At 56.5% G+C, this 16,219-nt stretch carries 15 protein-coding genes and 1 tRNA gene; 10 read left to right on the top strand and 6 right to left on the bottom strand.

Going from position 1 to position 16,219, the window contains the following annotated elements:
- Window positions 1–58 precede the first annotated feature (58 nt).
- Entirely contained in the window at window positions 59–1,357 is a 1,299-nt protein-coding gene (locus AB4K19_RS15765) for a mechanosensitive ion channel family protein (RefSeq protein ID WP_375230909.1), read from the bottom strand.
- A 290-nt stretch (window positions 1,358–1,647) separates the two neighbouring features.
- Here AB4K19_RS15765 and leuC point away from each other — a divergent pair, with 290 nt between their 5' ends.
- The 4 genes from leuC (at window position 1,648) to AB4K19_RS15785 (ending at window position 6,461) form a co-directional block, all read left to right on the top strand.
- Window positions 1,648–3,051: a 3-isopropylmalate dehydratase large subunit gene (leuC, locus tag AB4K19_RS15770; protein WP_375229242.1), complete on the top strand. Its 1,404-nt coding sequence runs from the start codon at window positions 1,648–1,650 to the stop codon at window positions 3,049–3,051.
- Window positions 3,052–3,578: 527 nt separating this feature from the next.
- Window positions 3,579–4,184, top strand: a complete 606-nt coding sequence (gene leuD, locus AB4K19_RS15775; protein WP_375229243.1) for a 3-isopropylmalate dehydratase small subunit — start codon at window positions 3,579–3,581, stop codon at window positions 4,182–4,184.
- A 388-nt stretch (window positions 4,185–4,572) separates the two neighbouring features.
- Window positions 4,573–5,415 (top strand): hypothetical protein, encoded by an 843-nt coding sequence (locus tag AB4K19_RS15780; RefSeq protein WP_375229244.1) that lies wholly within the window; start codon window positions 4,573–4,575, stop codon window positions 5,413–5,415.
- Between the two features lie 110 nt (window positions 5,416–5,525).
- Window positions 5,526–6,461, top strand: a complete 936-nt coding sequence (locus AB4K19_RS15785) for an endonuclease/exonuclease/phosphatase family protein (RefSeq protein WP_436399549.1) — start codon at window positions 5,526–5,528, stop codon at window positions 6,459–6,461.
- Here the strand turns inward: AB4K19_RS15785 and AB4K19_RS15790 are convergent.
- Window positions 6,428–7,111, bottom strand: coding sequence for a DUF2306 domain-containing protein (locus tag AB4K19_RS15790; protein ID WP_436398275.1), 684 nt, complete (start codon window positions 7,109–7,111; stop codon window positions 6,428–6,430). The two genes, AB4K19_RS15785 and AB4K19_RS15790, sit on opposite strands and share 34 nt — an antisense overlap.
- Window positions 7,112–7,287: 176 nt before the next feature.
- On the opposite strand from AB4K19_RS15790, the gene leuB reads away from it, so the two are divergent.
- From leuB to AB4K19_RS15805, 3 genes are all read left to right on the top strand, one after another.
- On the top strand, window positions 7,288–8,394 hold the full coding sequence (gene leuB, locus AB4K19_RS15795) for a 3-isopropylmalate dehydrogenase (protein WP_375229246.1): 1,107 nt from the start codon (window positions 7,288–7,290) through the stop codon (window positions 8,392–8,394).
- Between the two features lie 121 nt (window positions 8,395–8,515).
- Entirely contained in the window at window positions 8,516–9,493 is a 978-nt protein-coding gene (locus tag AB4K19_RS15800) for a DMT family transporter (RefSeq protein WP_436399550.1), read from the top strand.
- Window positions 9,494–9,522: 29 nt separating this feature from the next.
- A tRNA-Pro gene (locus AB4K19_RS15805) sits at window positions 9,523–9,599 on the top strand.
- 33 nt (window positions 9,600–9,632) lie between these two features.
- Here AB4K19_RS15805 and AB4K19_RS15810 read toward each other — a convergent pair.
- The gene (locus AB4K19_RS15810; protein ID WP_375229247.1) at window positions 9,633–9,980 is read right to left on the bottom strand and encodes a hypothetical protein; all 348 of its coding nucleotides are present in this window, start codon (window positions 9,978–9,980) and stop codon (window positions 9,633–9,635) included.
- Window positions 9,981–10,173: 193 nt separating this feature from the next.
- Window positions 10,174–11,268: a tyrosine-type recombinase/integrase gene (locus AB4K19_RS15815; RefSeq protein WP_375229248.1), complete on the bottom strand. Its 1,095-nt coding sequence runs from the start codon at window positions 11,266–11,268 to the stop codon at window positions 10,174–10,176.
- Window positions 11,269–11,635: 367 nt separating this feature from the next.
- On the opposite strand from AB4K19_RS15815, the gene AB4K19_RS15820 reads away from it, so the two are divergent.
- From AB4K19_RS15820 to AB4K19_RS15830, 3 genes are all read left to right on the top strand, one after another.
- On the top strand, window positions 11,636–12,058 hold the full coding sequence (locus AB4K19_RS15820; protein ID WP_072780001.1) for a helix-turn-helix domain-containing protein: 423 nt from the start codon (window positions 11,636–11,638) through the stop codon (window positions 12,056–12,058).
- Between the two features lie 4 nt (window positions 12,059–12,062).
- Window positions 12,063–12,359, top strand: coding sequence for a hypothetical protein (locus AB4K19_RS15825; RefSeq protein ID WP_375229250.1), 297 nt, complete (start codon window positions 12,063–12,065; stop codon window positions 12,357–12,359).
- 102 nt (window positions 12,360–12,461) lie between these two features.
- The gene (locus tag AB4K19_RS15830; RefSeq protein ID WP_375229251.1) at window positions 12,462–13,361 is read left to right on the top strand and encodes an HNH endonuclease; all 900 of its coding nucleotides are present in this window, start codon (window positions 12,462–12,464) and stop codon (window positions 13,359–13,361) included.
- Between the two features lie 26 nt (window positions 13,362–13,387).
- On the opposite strand, the gene AB4K19_RS15835 is transcribed toward AB4K19_RS15830, so the two are convergent.
- Together AB4K19_RS15835 and AB4K19_RS15840 are read right to left on the bottom strand one after the other, a co-directional pair.
- Window positions 13,388–13,813, bottom strand: a complete 426-nt coding sequence (locus AB4K19_RS15835; protein ID WP_375229252.1) for a hypothetical protein — start codon at window positions 13,811–13,813, stop codon at window positions 13,388–13,390.
- 11 nt (window positions 13,814–13,824) lie between these two features.
- Complete coding sequence (locus AB4K19_RS15840; protein ID WP_436398279.1) at window positions 13,825–16,140, bottom strand: Z1 domain-containing protein; 2,316 nt, start codon at window positions 16,138–16,140, stop codon at window positions 13,825–13,827.
- Window positions 16,141–16,219: the final 79 nt, after the last annotated feature.

The raw sequence follows: 16,219 nt of genomic DNA on the forward strand, positions 1-16,219 counted from the left end.
CTCCACTCGCTGAGCGTGTAACACTAGAACGCGACAGAAGCGCGACAACCCCGCGAGGTCAGTCGGCGGCCATTGCGGCGGGATCATCGTTCAGCATACGCACCTCGCGTTGCGGGAACGGAATAGAGATGTCGTGCGCCTTAAAGGCATCCCAAAGCGCCAGATATACATTGCCGCGGATGTTCGTGAGCCCGCCGGTCGGATCCCTGATCCAGAACCGCAGGATATAATCCACGGAACTGTCGCCGAAACCAACGATATGACAGACGGGCAGTTTCGGGTGCGACAGGACCCTGTCCACTGCAGCCGCAGCCTCGATTGCCAGTTTACGGACCTGGTGTGGATCACAGCCATAGGACGTTCCGAAAAATATATCGAGGCGGACGAATTCGTCAGAATGAGACCAGTTCACCACCTGTCCGGTGATCAGATCTTCGTTGGGGATCAGGTACTCTTTGCCGTCACGCGTCACCACGCTGACGTATCGCGCGCCCAGCGCATTGATCCAGCCAAAGGTTTCGCCAAGGCTGATCACGTCACCCGGTTTGATCGACTTGTCCAGCAGGATGATCACGCCAGAAACAAGGTTGGACACGACCTTCTGCAGACCAAAACCAAGACCAACACCAATCGCCCCCGACAGAACGGCAAGCCCTGTCAGATCAATTCCGACCGCTTTGACGCCCAGGAAAAACGCACAGCCATAAAGGACGACCTGCACGCCTTTGACGGCCAGCACCTGCATCGACGGGCTGATATCCTGGTTCGACCGGATACGGGCCGCCGTCGTCTTGCTGGTGATGCGCGCAAGGGCAAAGAACACCCCGATCACAGCAATCGCACTGATGATGCCCAGTGCCGAAATCCGGAACCCACCGGTTTCGATGGCTAAGTCGTCCAGGAACTCCGCCGTTACTGCGGACAGATCAAGAAAGTGCAGAGTTGCCCAGATCCACAGCGCCCAGGTCACGATCCGTCGCAGCGGTCTGTTGCGCACAAGCTGTGCCGCAAAGGCAATGCCGACCCAGACCGTTGCAAGTGTTGCAGCAATGCCGATCAGATGAGATCGCGACGGCCATGTCACCTGCTGCATGACCGCATAGATTACCCAGGCAACAAACGCGAAAAGGATGAGGCCCATCCGCCTTTTGATCTGAACCACCAGACGCAGCTGCCATTTCGCCCAGCCTTCACGCCGGCGCACCCAGTGATCCAACGAATTGCCGCAGACACGATGGAACAGCCAGCTGAGCGCAATCAGGGCCAGGATGATGAGAAGCTGGTTCTGACGCCAGCCGGGTGTGATGACCGTTGTAAAAAAACTGACCGTGAGGTGCCATATCTCACTGACGGACATCAGTGCCCCGGCGAACTGGTCGGGATCAAACTCCAGAATATTTTCCTGCTCCATGGGATCAGATTTGCACAGGCCGCCACCCGCCACAACCACGCCGCACATCCCTTGCCTGCTGTCCCCCGACACGGTAAACACCGCCCCATGTTACGCAGTGCGCATTTCAGAATCGAACTGTCCGACCGTGCACGTCTGCGCGAGCGCTTTTTCGGCGTGACGCATACGGCAATCGCACGCCTGTAAGCACAACCGCCCGACAGCCTCTGACCCATTCAAAAAACGGGAGTGGACCAATGTCCCCCAAAACACTCTATGACAAAATCTGGGATGCCCATGTCGCGCACGAAGCGGACGACGGCACCTGCCTTCTCTATATCGACCGCCACCTTGTGCATGAGGTTACCAGCCCTCAGGCATTCGAGGGTCTGCGCATGACGGGCCGGTCGGTGCGGGCACCCGACAAAACGATTGCCGTACCGGACCACAACGTGCCTACCACACCCGGTCGCGAAGACCCGGCGAACATGACCGAAGACAGCGCCATTCAGGTCGCCGCACTGGACACCAACGCGCGTGAATTCGGTATCCACTATTACCCTGTCTCCGACATCCGCCAGGGCATTGTGCATATTGTCGGCCCGGAACAGGGATGGACACTGCCCGGCATGACCGTGGTCTGCGGCGACAGCCACACGGCGACGCATGGCGCATTCGGCGCACTGGCGCACGGGATCGGCACATCCGAGGTGGAGCACGTTCTGGCAACCCAGACGCTGATCCAGAAGAAGTCCAAAAACATGAAGGTCGAGATCACCGGGAAACTGCGCCCGGGCGTTACAGCCAAGGACATCACGCTGTCGGTTATCGGCGCCACCGGCACCGCAGGCGGCACAGGCTACGTCATCGAATATTGTGGCGAGGCGATCCGCGATCTGTCGATGGAAGGCCGCATGACCGTCTGCAATATGGCAATCGAAGGCGGCGCCCGCGCCGGACTGATCGCGCCGGATGAGAAGACCTTTGAATATTGCAAAGGCCGGCCGCACGCACCCAAGGGCGCGCAGTGGGAAGCCGCGATGGACTGGTGGAAAACCCTGTATTCCGATGATGACGCGGCATGGGACAAGGTCATCACCATCAAGGGCGAGGATATTGCGCCGGTTGTCACATGGGGCACATCGCCCGAGGACGTATTGCCAATCACTGCTGACGTACCATCGGCTGACGATTTCGAGGGTGGTAAGGTCGGCGCGGCACAGCGTTCGCTGGACTACATGGGCCTGACATCGGGCACGCCTCTGTCAGAGGTGGAGATCGACACAGTATTCATCGGTTCCTGCACCAACGGCCGCATCGAGGACTTGCGTGCAGCCGCCGAAATTCTGAAAGGCAAGAAGATCAGCGTGAAACGGGCGATGGTTGTACCGGGCTCCGGCCTTGTGCGTGCGCAGGCCGAAGAGGAAGGTCTCGCCGACATCTTCAAAGACGCCGGTTTCGAATGGCGGCTTGCAGGTTGCTCAATGTGCCTCGCCATGAACCCCGACCAGCTCCAGCCAGGCGAACGCTGCGCCGCCACGTCCAACCGTAACTTCGAAGGGCGTCAGGGGCGCGGAGGCCGGACGCACCTGATGTCTCCGGCGATGGCTGCTGCCGCTGCCATCACTGGTCGTCTGACGGACGTTCGTGAACTGATGTAAGCGTCACAACGGTTTCCCGGATAATGCGCCCGGCTTCGGCCGGGCGTTTTTTGTTCAGATCGGTGTACGGACGGGCATCGTTTTCCGGCAGAAATGGGGTCCCAGAACCACAAATGTGGGTTTCAGACACCGCCTTTCGCGCAACTGAATTTTTTGCTTGCATCACTCTAAGTTAGCAAAAACCCAGCATTTTATAGCCCCGCGCCGCATTTGATCAAAAAAATGACACATTTAGGTCAGGTTTTTCTTAACTTTCGGCGATTCTCCGCTTATAAGAAGGTTCAGGTGAATGTTCCTGCGGCAAGCAGCAAGTGGTAACAAATTCTCAGAAGTGTCGCAGCACATCGCTGCGGCACTTTTTTGTTTCCGGACACCGTGTGTATTTCCCTTCAGATCCAGCGCGCTGACAAAGGCCCGGTTGGTTGCATGACATACCGAAATAGTGCATCACCGGCCCGGTGGCGCTGCCGCCGCTCAACGTTACGGCAAGGGACGACCAGCAGGCCATCCCGGCGAGGAGAAACCAGATGGACAAGTTTACAACCCTGACCGGCATCGCGGCCCCTATGCCGCTGATCAACATCGACACAGATATGATCATCCCCAAACAGTTCTTGAAAACGATCAAACGGTCAGGCCTGGGCGTCAATCTGTTCGACGAGATGCGTTACGATGATGACGGCAACGAAATCCCAGACTTCGTTCTGAACCGCGAAGCGTACCGCAGCGCAGAGATCATTGTCGCCGGAGACAACTTTGGTTGCGGTTCGTCCCGTGAGCACGCCCCGTGGGCAATCAAGGATTTCGGCATCCGCTGCGTGATCGCGCCGTCCTTTGCGGACATCTTCTACAACAACTGCTTCAAGAACGGCATCCTGCCGATCGCCCTGCCTCAGGAACAGGTCGATGTTCTGATGAAAGACGCCGAAAAAGGCGCCAATGCCCGTATGAGCATTGATCTGGACGCTCAGACGATCACCACATCGGACGGAGAGAGCTTCAGCTTCGAGGTGGACCCCTTCAAAAAGCACTGCCTGATGAATGGTCTCGATGATATTGGCCTGACGCTTGAGAAAGCCGCATCGATCGACAGTTTTGAGACGACCGCCGCGCAGTCGCGCCCCTGGGTCTGACCTGAACACACATTGTTTTGCCATTTTGCCCGCGCTGGTAGTAATCCTGCGCGGGCTTTTTGTTGGTGCGGCCGGGTTCGGAAACAATCCTTCAGAAAAATCAGCAGATTAAGGAATCTGTTAACGCCGGTTTGTGGCATCTGCGCCCTCGCCCACAACATGTTGTAAAATGACAGTTTTTCGCCACATATTTGATGCAGGAACGCACCACTCCTTCCTTCAAAACGCCTTACCGATTGCGTCTTGTTAACCACGAGACTTGCGAAACTCAGACGAATGATGGCACAAATGGGGCAAGAATGAGGCAGACCACCGCCCCGGTGGCATCAAGTTGGAACAAGAACGCGGCACTGTATCGGTTCTGGCCAGTTTGAAGGGAAAGAAACGAATGTTCGTACGTATGTCAGGCGCAGCCCTGCGTGGACTATTGGTCGCTCTGTTGATTGCGACCCCTGCACTGATGCTCCGGGACATTGCGCCGGATCAGTCGCAGATTGTTGTTCTTATTGCGCTGCTTGCCGCTTTCCTGACCTTTGTTGAATACAATTCCAACGCGCCGAGTATCGTAGAATTCCGTGATGCCGCCCCCTTTAACCGGCTGCGGTTTATTACGCTTTTCCTGACCCTCATCGTTCTGACCGCCATTGCGCGGGGCAAGGTCGAGCCCACATCAATCACGCAGGGTCTGACATCTGTCGGGACAATCATCGGCAATGCCATCGATTTCCCGTTTTCTCCTGTGCGGCTGATCGTTCTGATGCTGCCCTACGATGCGCGCCCTGATCTGATCACGGACGTACGCACCGCAGCAGGCATGTCCTATCTGATTTCCCTGGTGGCAATGGCGTGGTTCATCGTGATGGTCCGCTGGGGCCGCTGGCCGATCCGCCGCGGTTCCTTCAACGTCTGGGTGAACCTGCCGCTGTTCGACCCCACCGCCGGCGGCGATGTTCTGTTCCGCCTGCAGCGCGACGCGCGCGTCAATATTGCGCTCGGTTTCCTGTTGCCCTTTGTGATCCCCGCTGTGGTCAAAGCGACCTCTGATCTGGTAGACCCGATCACACTGGAGAACCCGCAAACACTCATCTGGACAATCACGGCATGGGCCTTCCTTCCTGCGAGTATGATCATGCGCGGTATTGCGATGATGCGGATCGCCAGCATGATCGAGGAAAAGCGCCGCCGCGCCTATGCAACGGCCGCCGAAGAGAATGGCTTTCAGGCTGCCTGACAGCACTCCTGCTGTGTGCCGCGCCTGCGGCCGCAGGCGATACACTGCGGATCGCAACATATAACACAGAACTTCAGCGTGACGGTCCCGGACTGCTGCTGCGTGACATACTGCGCGGCGGAGACGAGCAGGTAGATGCAGTAATCTCGGTCATCACCACCGTTGCGCCGGACATCCTTGTGATCCAGGGCTTCGATTATGACCTGACCGGCGCGGCTCTCGGGGCTTTCGCAGAGGCACTTTCCGATCAGGGGGCCAGCTATCCGTATCTTTTCGCAAACCGCCCCAACACCGGCATGGCAACAGGTCTGGATATGGACGGTGACAGGCGCCGGGGGGATCCCCGCGATGCCCAGGGGTACGGGCGGTTTTCCGGCCAGGGCGGTATGGCGATCCTCTCGCGGTTTCCGGTGATCGATGATGGCGTGCAGGACTACTCGGACTTGCTCTGGCGTGATTTCCCCGGCGCACTTCTGCCGGAAACACCTGCCGGTCCTTTCCCATCCGAGGAAGCTCAGGCCATTCAGCGACTGCCCACAACCGCACATTGGGTCGTTCCCCTCGAGATACCGGGACTGGGCCGCATCGATCTTCTGACTTTTCACGCAAGCCCCCCGGTATTCGACGGGCCCGAAGACCGGAACGGCAAACGAAATCACGATGAAATCCGGTTCTGGCAGCTGTACCTTGATGGTGCCTTCGGACCGGTGCCGCCTGGTGCTTTCGTGCTGTTGGGGGATACCAACCAGGACCCTGTTGGCGGGTCCGGCATCAAGTCAGCCATTCGCGGTCTTTTGGCCGACCCACGCCTGCAGGACCCGAAGCCTTCGAGTGCCGGCAGTGCCGCGATTTCAGGTGATCCCTATGACACTGCGGACTGGGACGACCCCGTACCCGGAAACCTGCGCGTGGACTATGTGCTGCCGTCTGCCGGGCTGGCCATCACAGACAGCGGTGTCTGGTGGCCGGATCCCGCAACAGAGGCCGGGCAAACCGCGTCAGCGGCCAGCCGTCACAAACTTGTCTGGGTGGACATCTCCCGCTGAGGCGGCTTGCTGCGGAACCAAAGCTCCAGCATAAGCAGATAGGGCAGATAGAAGGCAAAGTTCTGCACCAGATCAAAGGTGCCTGTGAACGCCTCGTTCGAGGCAACCCCACCCGTCAGCGCGTACCAGATGCCGTAGTGAACACGGTAGAGCCACGACCCCATGGCAAGAACAAAAAGCCGCAACGCCCAGCGCCTGTGGGCTGACACCCGTCGCTGCTGTGCCCGCCTGACGGTCTGAATGGCCACGCCGATCATCAGGCCACCATAAAGTGCGAAACCGGTGTTCATCCACGGACCACCGATGGTGCCCCGAAACGCAATATAGGCCAGACCTCCGGCACCCGTCAGCATCGCACAGGTGAACATCAGATACCCATTGATCCGGTGCAGCCGCATCCAGCGTTGGCGCAGCCCGTCCAGAAGCTGAACCGCAATCATCAGTGTCAGAAACGCACCGGCAGCCATATGGGCAAAGATCGCCACATTGGGCACCTGAGCACCCGGCGTGTAAAGCCGGTTTTGTGTGGCCGCCCCGTCCGACAGCCCAAGAGCGCCAAGCTCCAGCGCATAGCGCACGAACGGCCAGACCAGCGCCATCAGCACCAGAACCGCTGCGAGCATCAATCCGGATCTGATACGGGTTGTCATCCTTTCGGGGCCTTATCTTTTCCGCTGACCTGCCCCGACCTTATCAGGTCCTGAATGAAATGCACGTATTGCGGGTGTCAGCAGCTGCGAGGCAGCGTCATTCCGCATGGCACTTCTTGACCCTGCACCCTGCCCGCGCTAGGCCGCACCGGAACACATTCCGCAGGAGACGACGCATGGCCAACCCTTCCCTTCTTATCCTTCCCGGTGATGGCATCGGCCGGGAAGTCATGGAGCAGGTCAAACGTGTGATTGGCTGGTTCGGCGACAAACGCGGGCTCAGCTTCGATGTCAGCGAGGACCTGGTGGGCGGCGCGGCCTATGACGCGCACGGCACGCCTCTGCATGACGACACAATGGCCAAAGCGCTGGCCGCGGATGCGGTCCTGCTGGGCGCTGTTGGCGGCCCGAAATACGACGATCTGGACTTCAGCGTGAAGCCCGAACGCGGCCTGCTGCGCCTGCGCAAGGAGATGGATCTGTTTTCCAACCTGCGTCCGGCCCAGTGTTTTGACGCACTGGCCGATTTCTCGTCCCTTAAAAAGGACGTGGTGGCCGGTCTCGACATCATGATCGTGCGGGAACTGACATCAGGTGTCTACTTCGGCGAGCCGCGCGGCATCTTCGAGGAGGGTAACGAACGCGTTGGCGTCAACACCCAGCGCTATACCGAAGGCGAGATCGACCGGGTCGCCCGCTCGGCCTTTGAACTGGCCCGCCGCCGGAACAACAAAGTGTGTTCCATGGAAAAGGCCAACGTGATGGAAAGCGGCATCCTGTGGCGTGAAGTCGTGCAGAAAGTGCATGACGAGGATTATCCGGACGTTGAACTGAGCCACATGTATGCGGACAACGGTGCGATGCAGCTGGTGCGTGCCCCCAAACAGTTTGACGTGATCCTCACAGACAACCTTTTCGGCGACATCCTGTCGGATTGTGCCGCGATGCTGACAGGCTCGCTCGGCATGCTGCCTTCGGCCAGCCTGGGCGCACCCACCGAAAACGGCCCGCCCCGCGCGCTTTATGAACCCGTACACGGTTCCGCGCCGGACATCGCGGGTCAGGGCAAAGCAAACCCGATCGCCTGTATTCTCAGCTTTGCGATGGCGCTGCGGTACTCGTTTGATCAGGGCGATGAGGCTGCCCGTCTCGAAGCAGCTGTTGAGAAAGTTCTGGCCGATGGCGCGCGCACAGCCGACCTGATGGGCGAAGAAGGTGGCACACCAATCAGCACATCGCAGATGGGTGACGTCATTCTGGCAGCGCTCGACGACAGCCTGTAAGTCACGACCCCTGCCACCGGGGAGGCCTGTGGGCGGTAGCAGGGTAAAACACAAAACCACCTGATGGCCCGGCATTGTCCGGGTCAGCATCAGACAGGAACTCCCCATGCCCGGCAACGGAATGAACCCCAATATAAAAGGCGCGCTTCTGGCGCTCCTCGCTTTCGCGATTTTTGCCAGCCATGATGTTATCATCAAGGTGCTTGGCGGTGGTTATTCGCCCGTCCAGATCGTTTTCTTTTCGGTCCTTTTCGGCATTCCGCTCGCCATGCTGGCGCTGTTGCGTGACGCAACACATGGAACGCTGCTGCCGCGTCATCCATGGTGGATGGCGGCCCGCACAGCAGCTGCCATGATCACCGGGTTCTGTGCCTTTTATGCGTTTTCGGTGCTGCCCCTTGCGCAGGTTTACGCCATCCTCTTCGCGGCGCCCCTGCTCATTACTATTCTCGCTGTCCCCATGCTGGGGGAGCCGGTACGGCTGCGCAGGTGGGTGGCGGTTGGTATCGGCCTGTGCGGCGTTCTGGTTGTGCTCCGCCCCGGCGAAGCGGAACTGGAGCTGGGGCACCTCGCGGCACTTGTTTCGGCTGTCTGCGGGTCTTTTGCATCCATCATTGTGCGCAAAATCGGGCGCGAAGAGCGGACCATCGTGATCATGCTTTATCCAATGATGGCCAACCTTGTCGTGATGGCAGCACTTCTGCCGCTCATCTACAGCCCGCCGCCCATCGAGGATTTGGGGTACTTTGCGATCATTGCGCTCTTTGCCTGGATCGCAGGGCGTTTTCTGATCGCAGCCTACAATACCGCAGAACCCATCTTTGTTGCCCCGATGCAGTATTCTCAGATCATGTGGGCCGCGCTTTATGGCGTCCTGTTCTTTGACGAGACACCGGACATGGCCACAATAGTCGGATCAGCCATCATCATCGGCAGTGGTCTGTTTATCGTACTGCGGGAAAGCCGCGTCCCGGATTCCGAACAACCCGTCCTGCGGACAAGGTCCAGACCCGAAACCGGGACAGCGCCCCGGATTTCAGGCTTTCTAAATCCCACGCGGCGCTGGCGAAAAACGGACGGGAGCGACTTGCCAAAGTAACGCGTTAGATGTAGGCCACGCGCATCGGTCGGGCTGTAGCGCAGCCTGGTAGCGCACCTGCTTCGGGAGCAGGGGGTCGGAGGTTCGAATCCTCTCAGCCCGACCAGTTCATCTCAACATCCGCGTGTCCATCCCGGCCTCAGTGCCTGTGTGCCCGTGAATAACTGTGGCTGTGGCCAAAGTTACCATGACGGTGAAACCCGCTGTGCCGCGGCCCCTTGCCGTGCAGCCTCTTGCGCTTGAAAACTTTCTTATTGTGCTTGCGTTGCTGGTTATAGCTGCGGTGGTTCTTGTGGTAATGCCGAAGCGAATGGCCGTAATGCTTTTTCACTTTATGGCGGTCCGTCACCACACCAATGCTGATGCCAGCGAGCTGCAGATAGCCTTCAGCGGAAAATTCACCAGCCCTTGCCTGACCTGAAAAACCAGTCCCGAGTACGGTGACGACAAGCGCAGCCAGAGAAATCTTTTTAACGAAATCGTTCATTACGTTGCCTTTCCTGAAAGGTCGCGGCGCAGTTTGCGTCGTCTGGTAATGAGATAGCCGGAACCACTGAAACAATAAGAGGCGCTGCGGTCACCTTGTCTCACGCATCTGCGACCAGATATTTCAGGAAGCTGGCGATCCCGGCAGGATTCGAACCTGCAACCTGCCCCTTAGGAGGGAACCGTTCATAGCGCTATTCCTTCTGTAATTTCTTGCTCTTGGGTGTTTGTACAGTGTCCGCCTGTACGTGGTTTGTACGAAAACGGGCCCTGACATCGGCCTCATCCGTCTCTGCATGGGCATAGATACGCATGGGCAAATTGGGGTCAGACCACCGGCCCGCCTTGGCTGCGGTGACAGGATCGACGCCCTGGCGAACCACCAATTCAGTGAAGAAGCCATGCCTGCCTGCGGGGTGCGCTGAGAGGTATGGGATGCCCGCGCTCTTGCAGATCGTCTTCCAGCGTGTGTTGTAACCAGTGGAGCTTCCATAGCCAAAGACGCGCGGCTTCATGAATTTACCGGTTTTACGGTTCTTGGGACGTTTTGGCGGTAGTGCCAGAAGTTCATCCATCATTTGAGGTGAAACCGTGATCCAGCTTTCTGGATGACCTTTCTGCGCCTTCACCCTGACCTTGTTCTCGGCGGGTCGCAGATCGTCAGGCTCAATCGAGACAGCCTGATCGATCCGCGCTGCCGTCTCGAACATGAATCGGACCAAAGCGGCGTTATATGGGTCAGCGGCACTGCAGAAAGCCTCGATCCATTCCTTATCGGCGGGCTTGCGTTCCACCCGGCTAAATTTGCCCCGGCGCTTATCCTGAGCAATTCGCTCGAACTTGTCATAGGGCTTCACCCGGATCAGAGGCGTGCCTTCCAGCTCGTGCGCGTTGTTGATGACCGCACTCGCGGGAGTCACGATCTCGCGCCACCAAGTGTCGGTCGACGCCTTGGGTTTCAGTTTGGGACCCAGGCCTTTCAAAAGCGCACCAGAAATCGCGCCCAAGGGCATGTCACCAATCTCTTCAACAATTGGGATCAACTGCTTCGCGGTCTTGGCGGAGGCATTGTAGAGCATAATCGCATCGGAGAACGTCTTGCTCGGCTCATCGCCAACAACATGGCGGCGAATCTGAAGCTCGGTCTCGCGGTTTATCCAGTCCCGTGCGCCTGCTTCTGTAGATGCCTTAGTGCTTCGCCTGTATGGGCCTGCGATTGGCCTGCCGTTGTACTCGACCCAGCCCTTAGCCCAGTAGAAGCGACCCCTCTTGTAGATTTGGAGCGGCATGCCTGGCCTCCTTCAAAAATCTTGTCGATCTGCGCGGGCGTGATAAGCATGGTCCGCCCAAGGCGGTAGAAAGCACCCGTCTCGTTTGCCCTCTCGCGCAAGGTCCGTTCTGAAATGTCGATGCCCATGCCGGACATGACATCAACCCATTGGGCAGGTGTCTTCCCAAGGCCTAGGATTTGAGAGCTGTCTGATTTGTCGGTCTCTACCATTTCAGTCGTCCTTGTCCGCTTGAGTTGAAACTGCACGCCGCATGGAATCGCTTGTTAAGCACCATTTGACGTGGTCAGATGGGAATAACCGGAATAGTTCGTCATTTTTTGCAGTATTCGCGAAAAAATACGATATCGTCAAATGGAAACTGCGAATGGCGCGGAAAGACGCTGAATTGTTTGCTTCGATGGGTGCGCGCCTAACCATTGCGCGCAATGAAGCGGGACTATCACAAGCTGCGATGGCTGAAGCGCTCGGTGTGTCGCCACGGGCGTATCACAGCTACGAGAAGGGCCAGCGCGGCATTCCGGTCGAAGCTTTGGTGGCGTTCGGTGAGCAATTCGATGTCGATGTGCCCTGGTTGTTGTTGGGCACGAAAGCGATACGCGCAGGCCACGATTTCAATGCTTTGAAGGAGATCGAGACCTCGCTCGATCAGCACCTGAACGCGGAAAACATCAAAATCAAAAGTGAAAAGCGCGGGGCGATCGTAGCGCGTTGGTACCAGTCGCATGTCGAGGGGCGGGAAGTGACGGATGATGATGTTCACACATGGATCGAACTCGTAAGGGAGTAAGCAAATGCAAAAACCAAGCGACCAATGGAAGCGTATTCGCCAAGCAGCTTTGGAGCGTGGTCGAAAAACTGCAATCGACCCGCTATCACCATTGTACGATGTCTATCTTGGCGCGAGTGCCGTGTATCTGGCGGGCTTTATTCATTTCAAATTCTTCGCCACCGGAACTAACTTCGGTTGGTTCGCCGCATGCCTCGTCATCTTCGTTGCGATGGCGGGTGCTCTTGTCCCCGTCCTAACAGGTTCTGTTCTAACCTTACATTTCGCTAGCAAGAAACTGGGGCGTTTGATTGCTGAGTAGGCAAAACAGAAAATGCTGCTTCTCAGCCATGCAGGCATGTGACGGACGAGCCTATGCGATTAAGTTTTGGGTCCAGCTTGTCTGGCAGCGAGACCATTTCGCATGACGTTTGGAGTATTCATCCACCGGACAGACTCGGTTTACGATGACGTCCCATCAGAACGATACCAGTTCCCCAAGAAATACCTGACGCGTGTGCAGCAGTGTGAAGGTGACTGGATCGTCTATCTTGAACCCACCAAAGTCAAAAGAACCAAAGGCTACTTCGCCGTAGCGAAGGTGCAAGAGATTATAGCGGACCCTCGCAGCGATGATATGTACCTGGCCGTGATCGAACCTGGGACTTACCTCGATTTCGGTGACCCAGTGCCATTTCGCGACACCGACGGCGTTGTAGAACAAGGGGTGTTGAACGATCTAGGAAATATTTCCGGACGTGCTCAGGCTGCGGTGCGGCCACTCTCAGCAGAAGATTTTGCCCGGATCGTGGAACGCGGACTAGGTCGAGGCGACGATTTTCTGCCTCGTGTCGATCAGACCAACCAAGAGCCCGGATTCCGAGACGCCCAGGCTACATTTCAGCATCTCACAGCGCGGGATCGCGTCAATCAACTGACCAATCGAGCGGTGCGCGACCGAAACTTCAGGAAGAATGTATTTCGCGCATATGGCGAACGCTGTGCGATCACAGGACTACGCCTGATAAACGGCGGCGGACGCGCTGAGGTCGAGGCTGCTCATATCATACCAGTAGAACGTGACGGCCCAGATATCGTGAGTAATGGGCTGGCGTTGTCTGGCACCGTGCATTGGATGTTTGATAGGGAGCTCGTAGGCCTTTCAGATGATTTGAAAATTCTCGTTTCGCGGCAAAGCAACAACTTTGAAGCGATGGCAGCGATGATCAACCCATCAGGCCGGCTGCTCGCTCCAGAACGTTTGGCCAATCAACCAAGGCGGGAGTTTATCAAATGGCACCGCGAGAACCGGTTCAAAGTCTAAAGGTCACAAGTCCAGCGGTTTTGCGCTCAGCTAAGTGCAAATGCTCTCGCCTCGACAAGCACCGCATACGCTTCCGCAACTAGCTTGGTATCTCTTTCCCATTGTCCATCGGGGCCCCCGGTGAACTTCTCTCCATGAAGATAGCTATTTCGAACGCGGCACACGCCATTGATGATGAGCTGATCAACATTCGCCAGCGGTACTGGGTTTGGCGGGTCCCATTGCAGGTTCGCAAGCAGACGCCGTGGCGGTTTGCCGATTAAGGTCGGTGCAATCCCAGTTTTCACGACGTGATCATAGAATTCCTGCCCTAAGTGCTTAGCAAAGGCATTCCAGTCGGCCTCAGCAACGTTTCTGTCCTTCCTCAAATACTTTGAAGACCTCTTCAGAGCATACTCCATTGAGGCGAATTCTTTGGCGAAGATGGTGGCTATTTCGTATGGGTTCGTCATTCTCCCGGTCCCTAGCTAGTCACTTTGGATGCGTAGACGCACGGTGCTTGATCAGTAGGAGCCGCGAGTACGGGCCACCAAAACGAGTGCGCCGACCACCCGCGTTCGCGTCCGCCTTTTTGCTGCAATAGAACGAGCGTGGGCAAAGCGCGATGAGTTTCGAGCACCTTTCTCCGTAGCGCTGTACCCAGAATTGAGCGGCCCGACTTGTCTCCAGATCCTTGCCTTGTCAACTCGCGCCCCGTCTCAGCAATGACTGAGACCAGTCCATCTGGATCTGAATAGTAGTTGATAAGCGCCTTCATAGCGTTCCACTCAAATTCGACGCTGGAAAACTGCATGCTTCCTTTGATGGTGTCCAAGATTGCGAAGGCATCATCTTTGGATATCTGGACAAACTCCCCGCTATCTCTCCAGTCGCTGGGTATGAGTTGATCTAAACGAGACTGGATTGCGGTCATCTTCTGCCCGCCCAGCGTCTGAAAATCGGAAGGCAACAGCATGCTACTAGGCGAAATGGAGACTACGTCGCTCAATTTGATCTTGTTTGGCGCGCATGGCCTGATTCCGTTGCTTGGGTCAGATTGAAGAAAGACAACTCCTTGATCGTGGGCTCCCTTGTGAAAGGCTTCCCGTAAAGAATTCTCAAACTCATTGATCGTGTATAGGCGGTCGAATACTCGTCTCGATGTGTAAAAGCGCGTCACCGCTAAGTCGCTTCTGCTGCGATTGCCATACATTCTGGAGTGTTGCAGAACAGTGTCCGCTTGCATGGTCCGTGGGTTTCGACCGTAGTAAAAGGATATGAGGTTTGGGATGGTTATGCCGCGATCTAGGATATTGCCACCGACAAAGATGTTGTACGGCGTTCTTAGTCTAAGCTCCGAGTTTTGGTCGAGAAGCGCTACGACATCGCCATCGGAGTTCACTCGCTCAACAACCACATCACCACTCAGCAACGCATCTATGAAAATGTCGAAAGCTTCCGCTCGGTCTGGGACCAAATCACCTTGGCCTTGAATCGAAATTGATAGGTCATCAAATGCCGCGTCGAAGACGGGCTTGAGATTTGTGGGCTTGGTCTCAGCGGTCTTGTGCAGGGCTTGGAACATCCAATCGATCACTTGATCCTGCCAAGAATGTGCGGCCTTCTGAACATCATTGTGGATGACCATCGAGTACTTTTTGACCTTATCGCCGCTCTCCAACTGCTGAGCCTGACGTATTCCAGCCGCTACAATAAATGTAACGATCGCACGGCGCAGACCATCCGTATTGGAGCTTTCCAAGACACGATCCGCACTGATCCTTCTTTGATCCGCACGCCTCAATGCGTCTTGCTCCTCTTCAGAAACTTCGACAATCAGGCGGGATCGAGGATCATCATCCTCGAATGCTCCGAAGTAGTCATCTCCACCTACGTATCCGCCATGGATCGGGAGAAGTTGTGTGAACGCAGGCCGCTTGGGCTTGAACAGATAGCCAGCAGCATCATCATAGTCTTCGGGCTGAAGATATAGCGAGTAAGGTGTGGCAGTGACTTGGAGAAACGCTACTTCGGTCGACAGATCACGAAGCTGATCAATTTGCTCGGAGATTGTCCCTTGAGATACCTCATCCTCTCCACGCTTTTTGATGAAACGTACACTCGCCAAATCGGCCTCATCGTCGATCAACAGTAGCTTTCGTTTCTGTAAACCCGCTTGGTTTTCTACGAAGTCAATCAACCGTTCGAGATTTTTGACCTGCTTCTTAGCTACTATAACAATCTTGCGCCGCAGCTCGCTTCGCGTCAGCTTTCCCGGTAAGTTCATGATGTCCAAGACGATCAACTCGTCTTCATCGATGAATTCTTTGAAATCGCTACTCAACCTTGAAACTGTTTGCGCGGACAGTGTTTTCGTTCCCTTAGTCAGAACGAGCGCGATGTCATATCCACGGTCAAACGCTTCTGCGATGGCGCCGACGAAGCCTCGCGTTTTGCCGCTCTGAATTTTGCCCAACAACATTCCTGGACGTTGGCTCGACGTCGCAGCTGTTTCCAAATTGTCGACTACGTTTTGTATGCAGCCAGCAAGCGCATCGTCGTCCCCCCTCAAACTTCTCAAACGAGGATAAAAGCTTGGGCCGATATCTTCATTCTGAATCTTTCTGTTGTTGCGACGCAACCAAGCGCGGACCTGAGACCGACGAAAAATCGGACCGGACGCCAAGTCCTTGAGTGGCAGAGGGAAATCAGAGGAGCGCGTTCTCCAGTTGACTACCGCTTGCCGCGAAACCCCTGCCATCTCTGCAATCTCGTTAACACCGACCACATCAAATTCCATTTCCCACCTCCGTGTACAAAGTTCACAACCGTGTACGCTGTACACACATTAATGTCGACAGTCGACCAAATACTCCTGT

This window comes from Roseobacter phycocola (assembly GCF_042055075.2).
Lineage (GTDB): Bacteria > Pseudomonadota > Alphaproteobacteria > Rhodobacterales > Rhodobacteraceae > Roseobacter.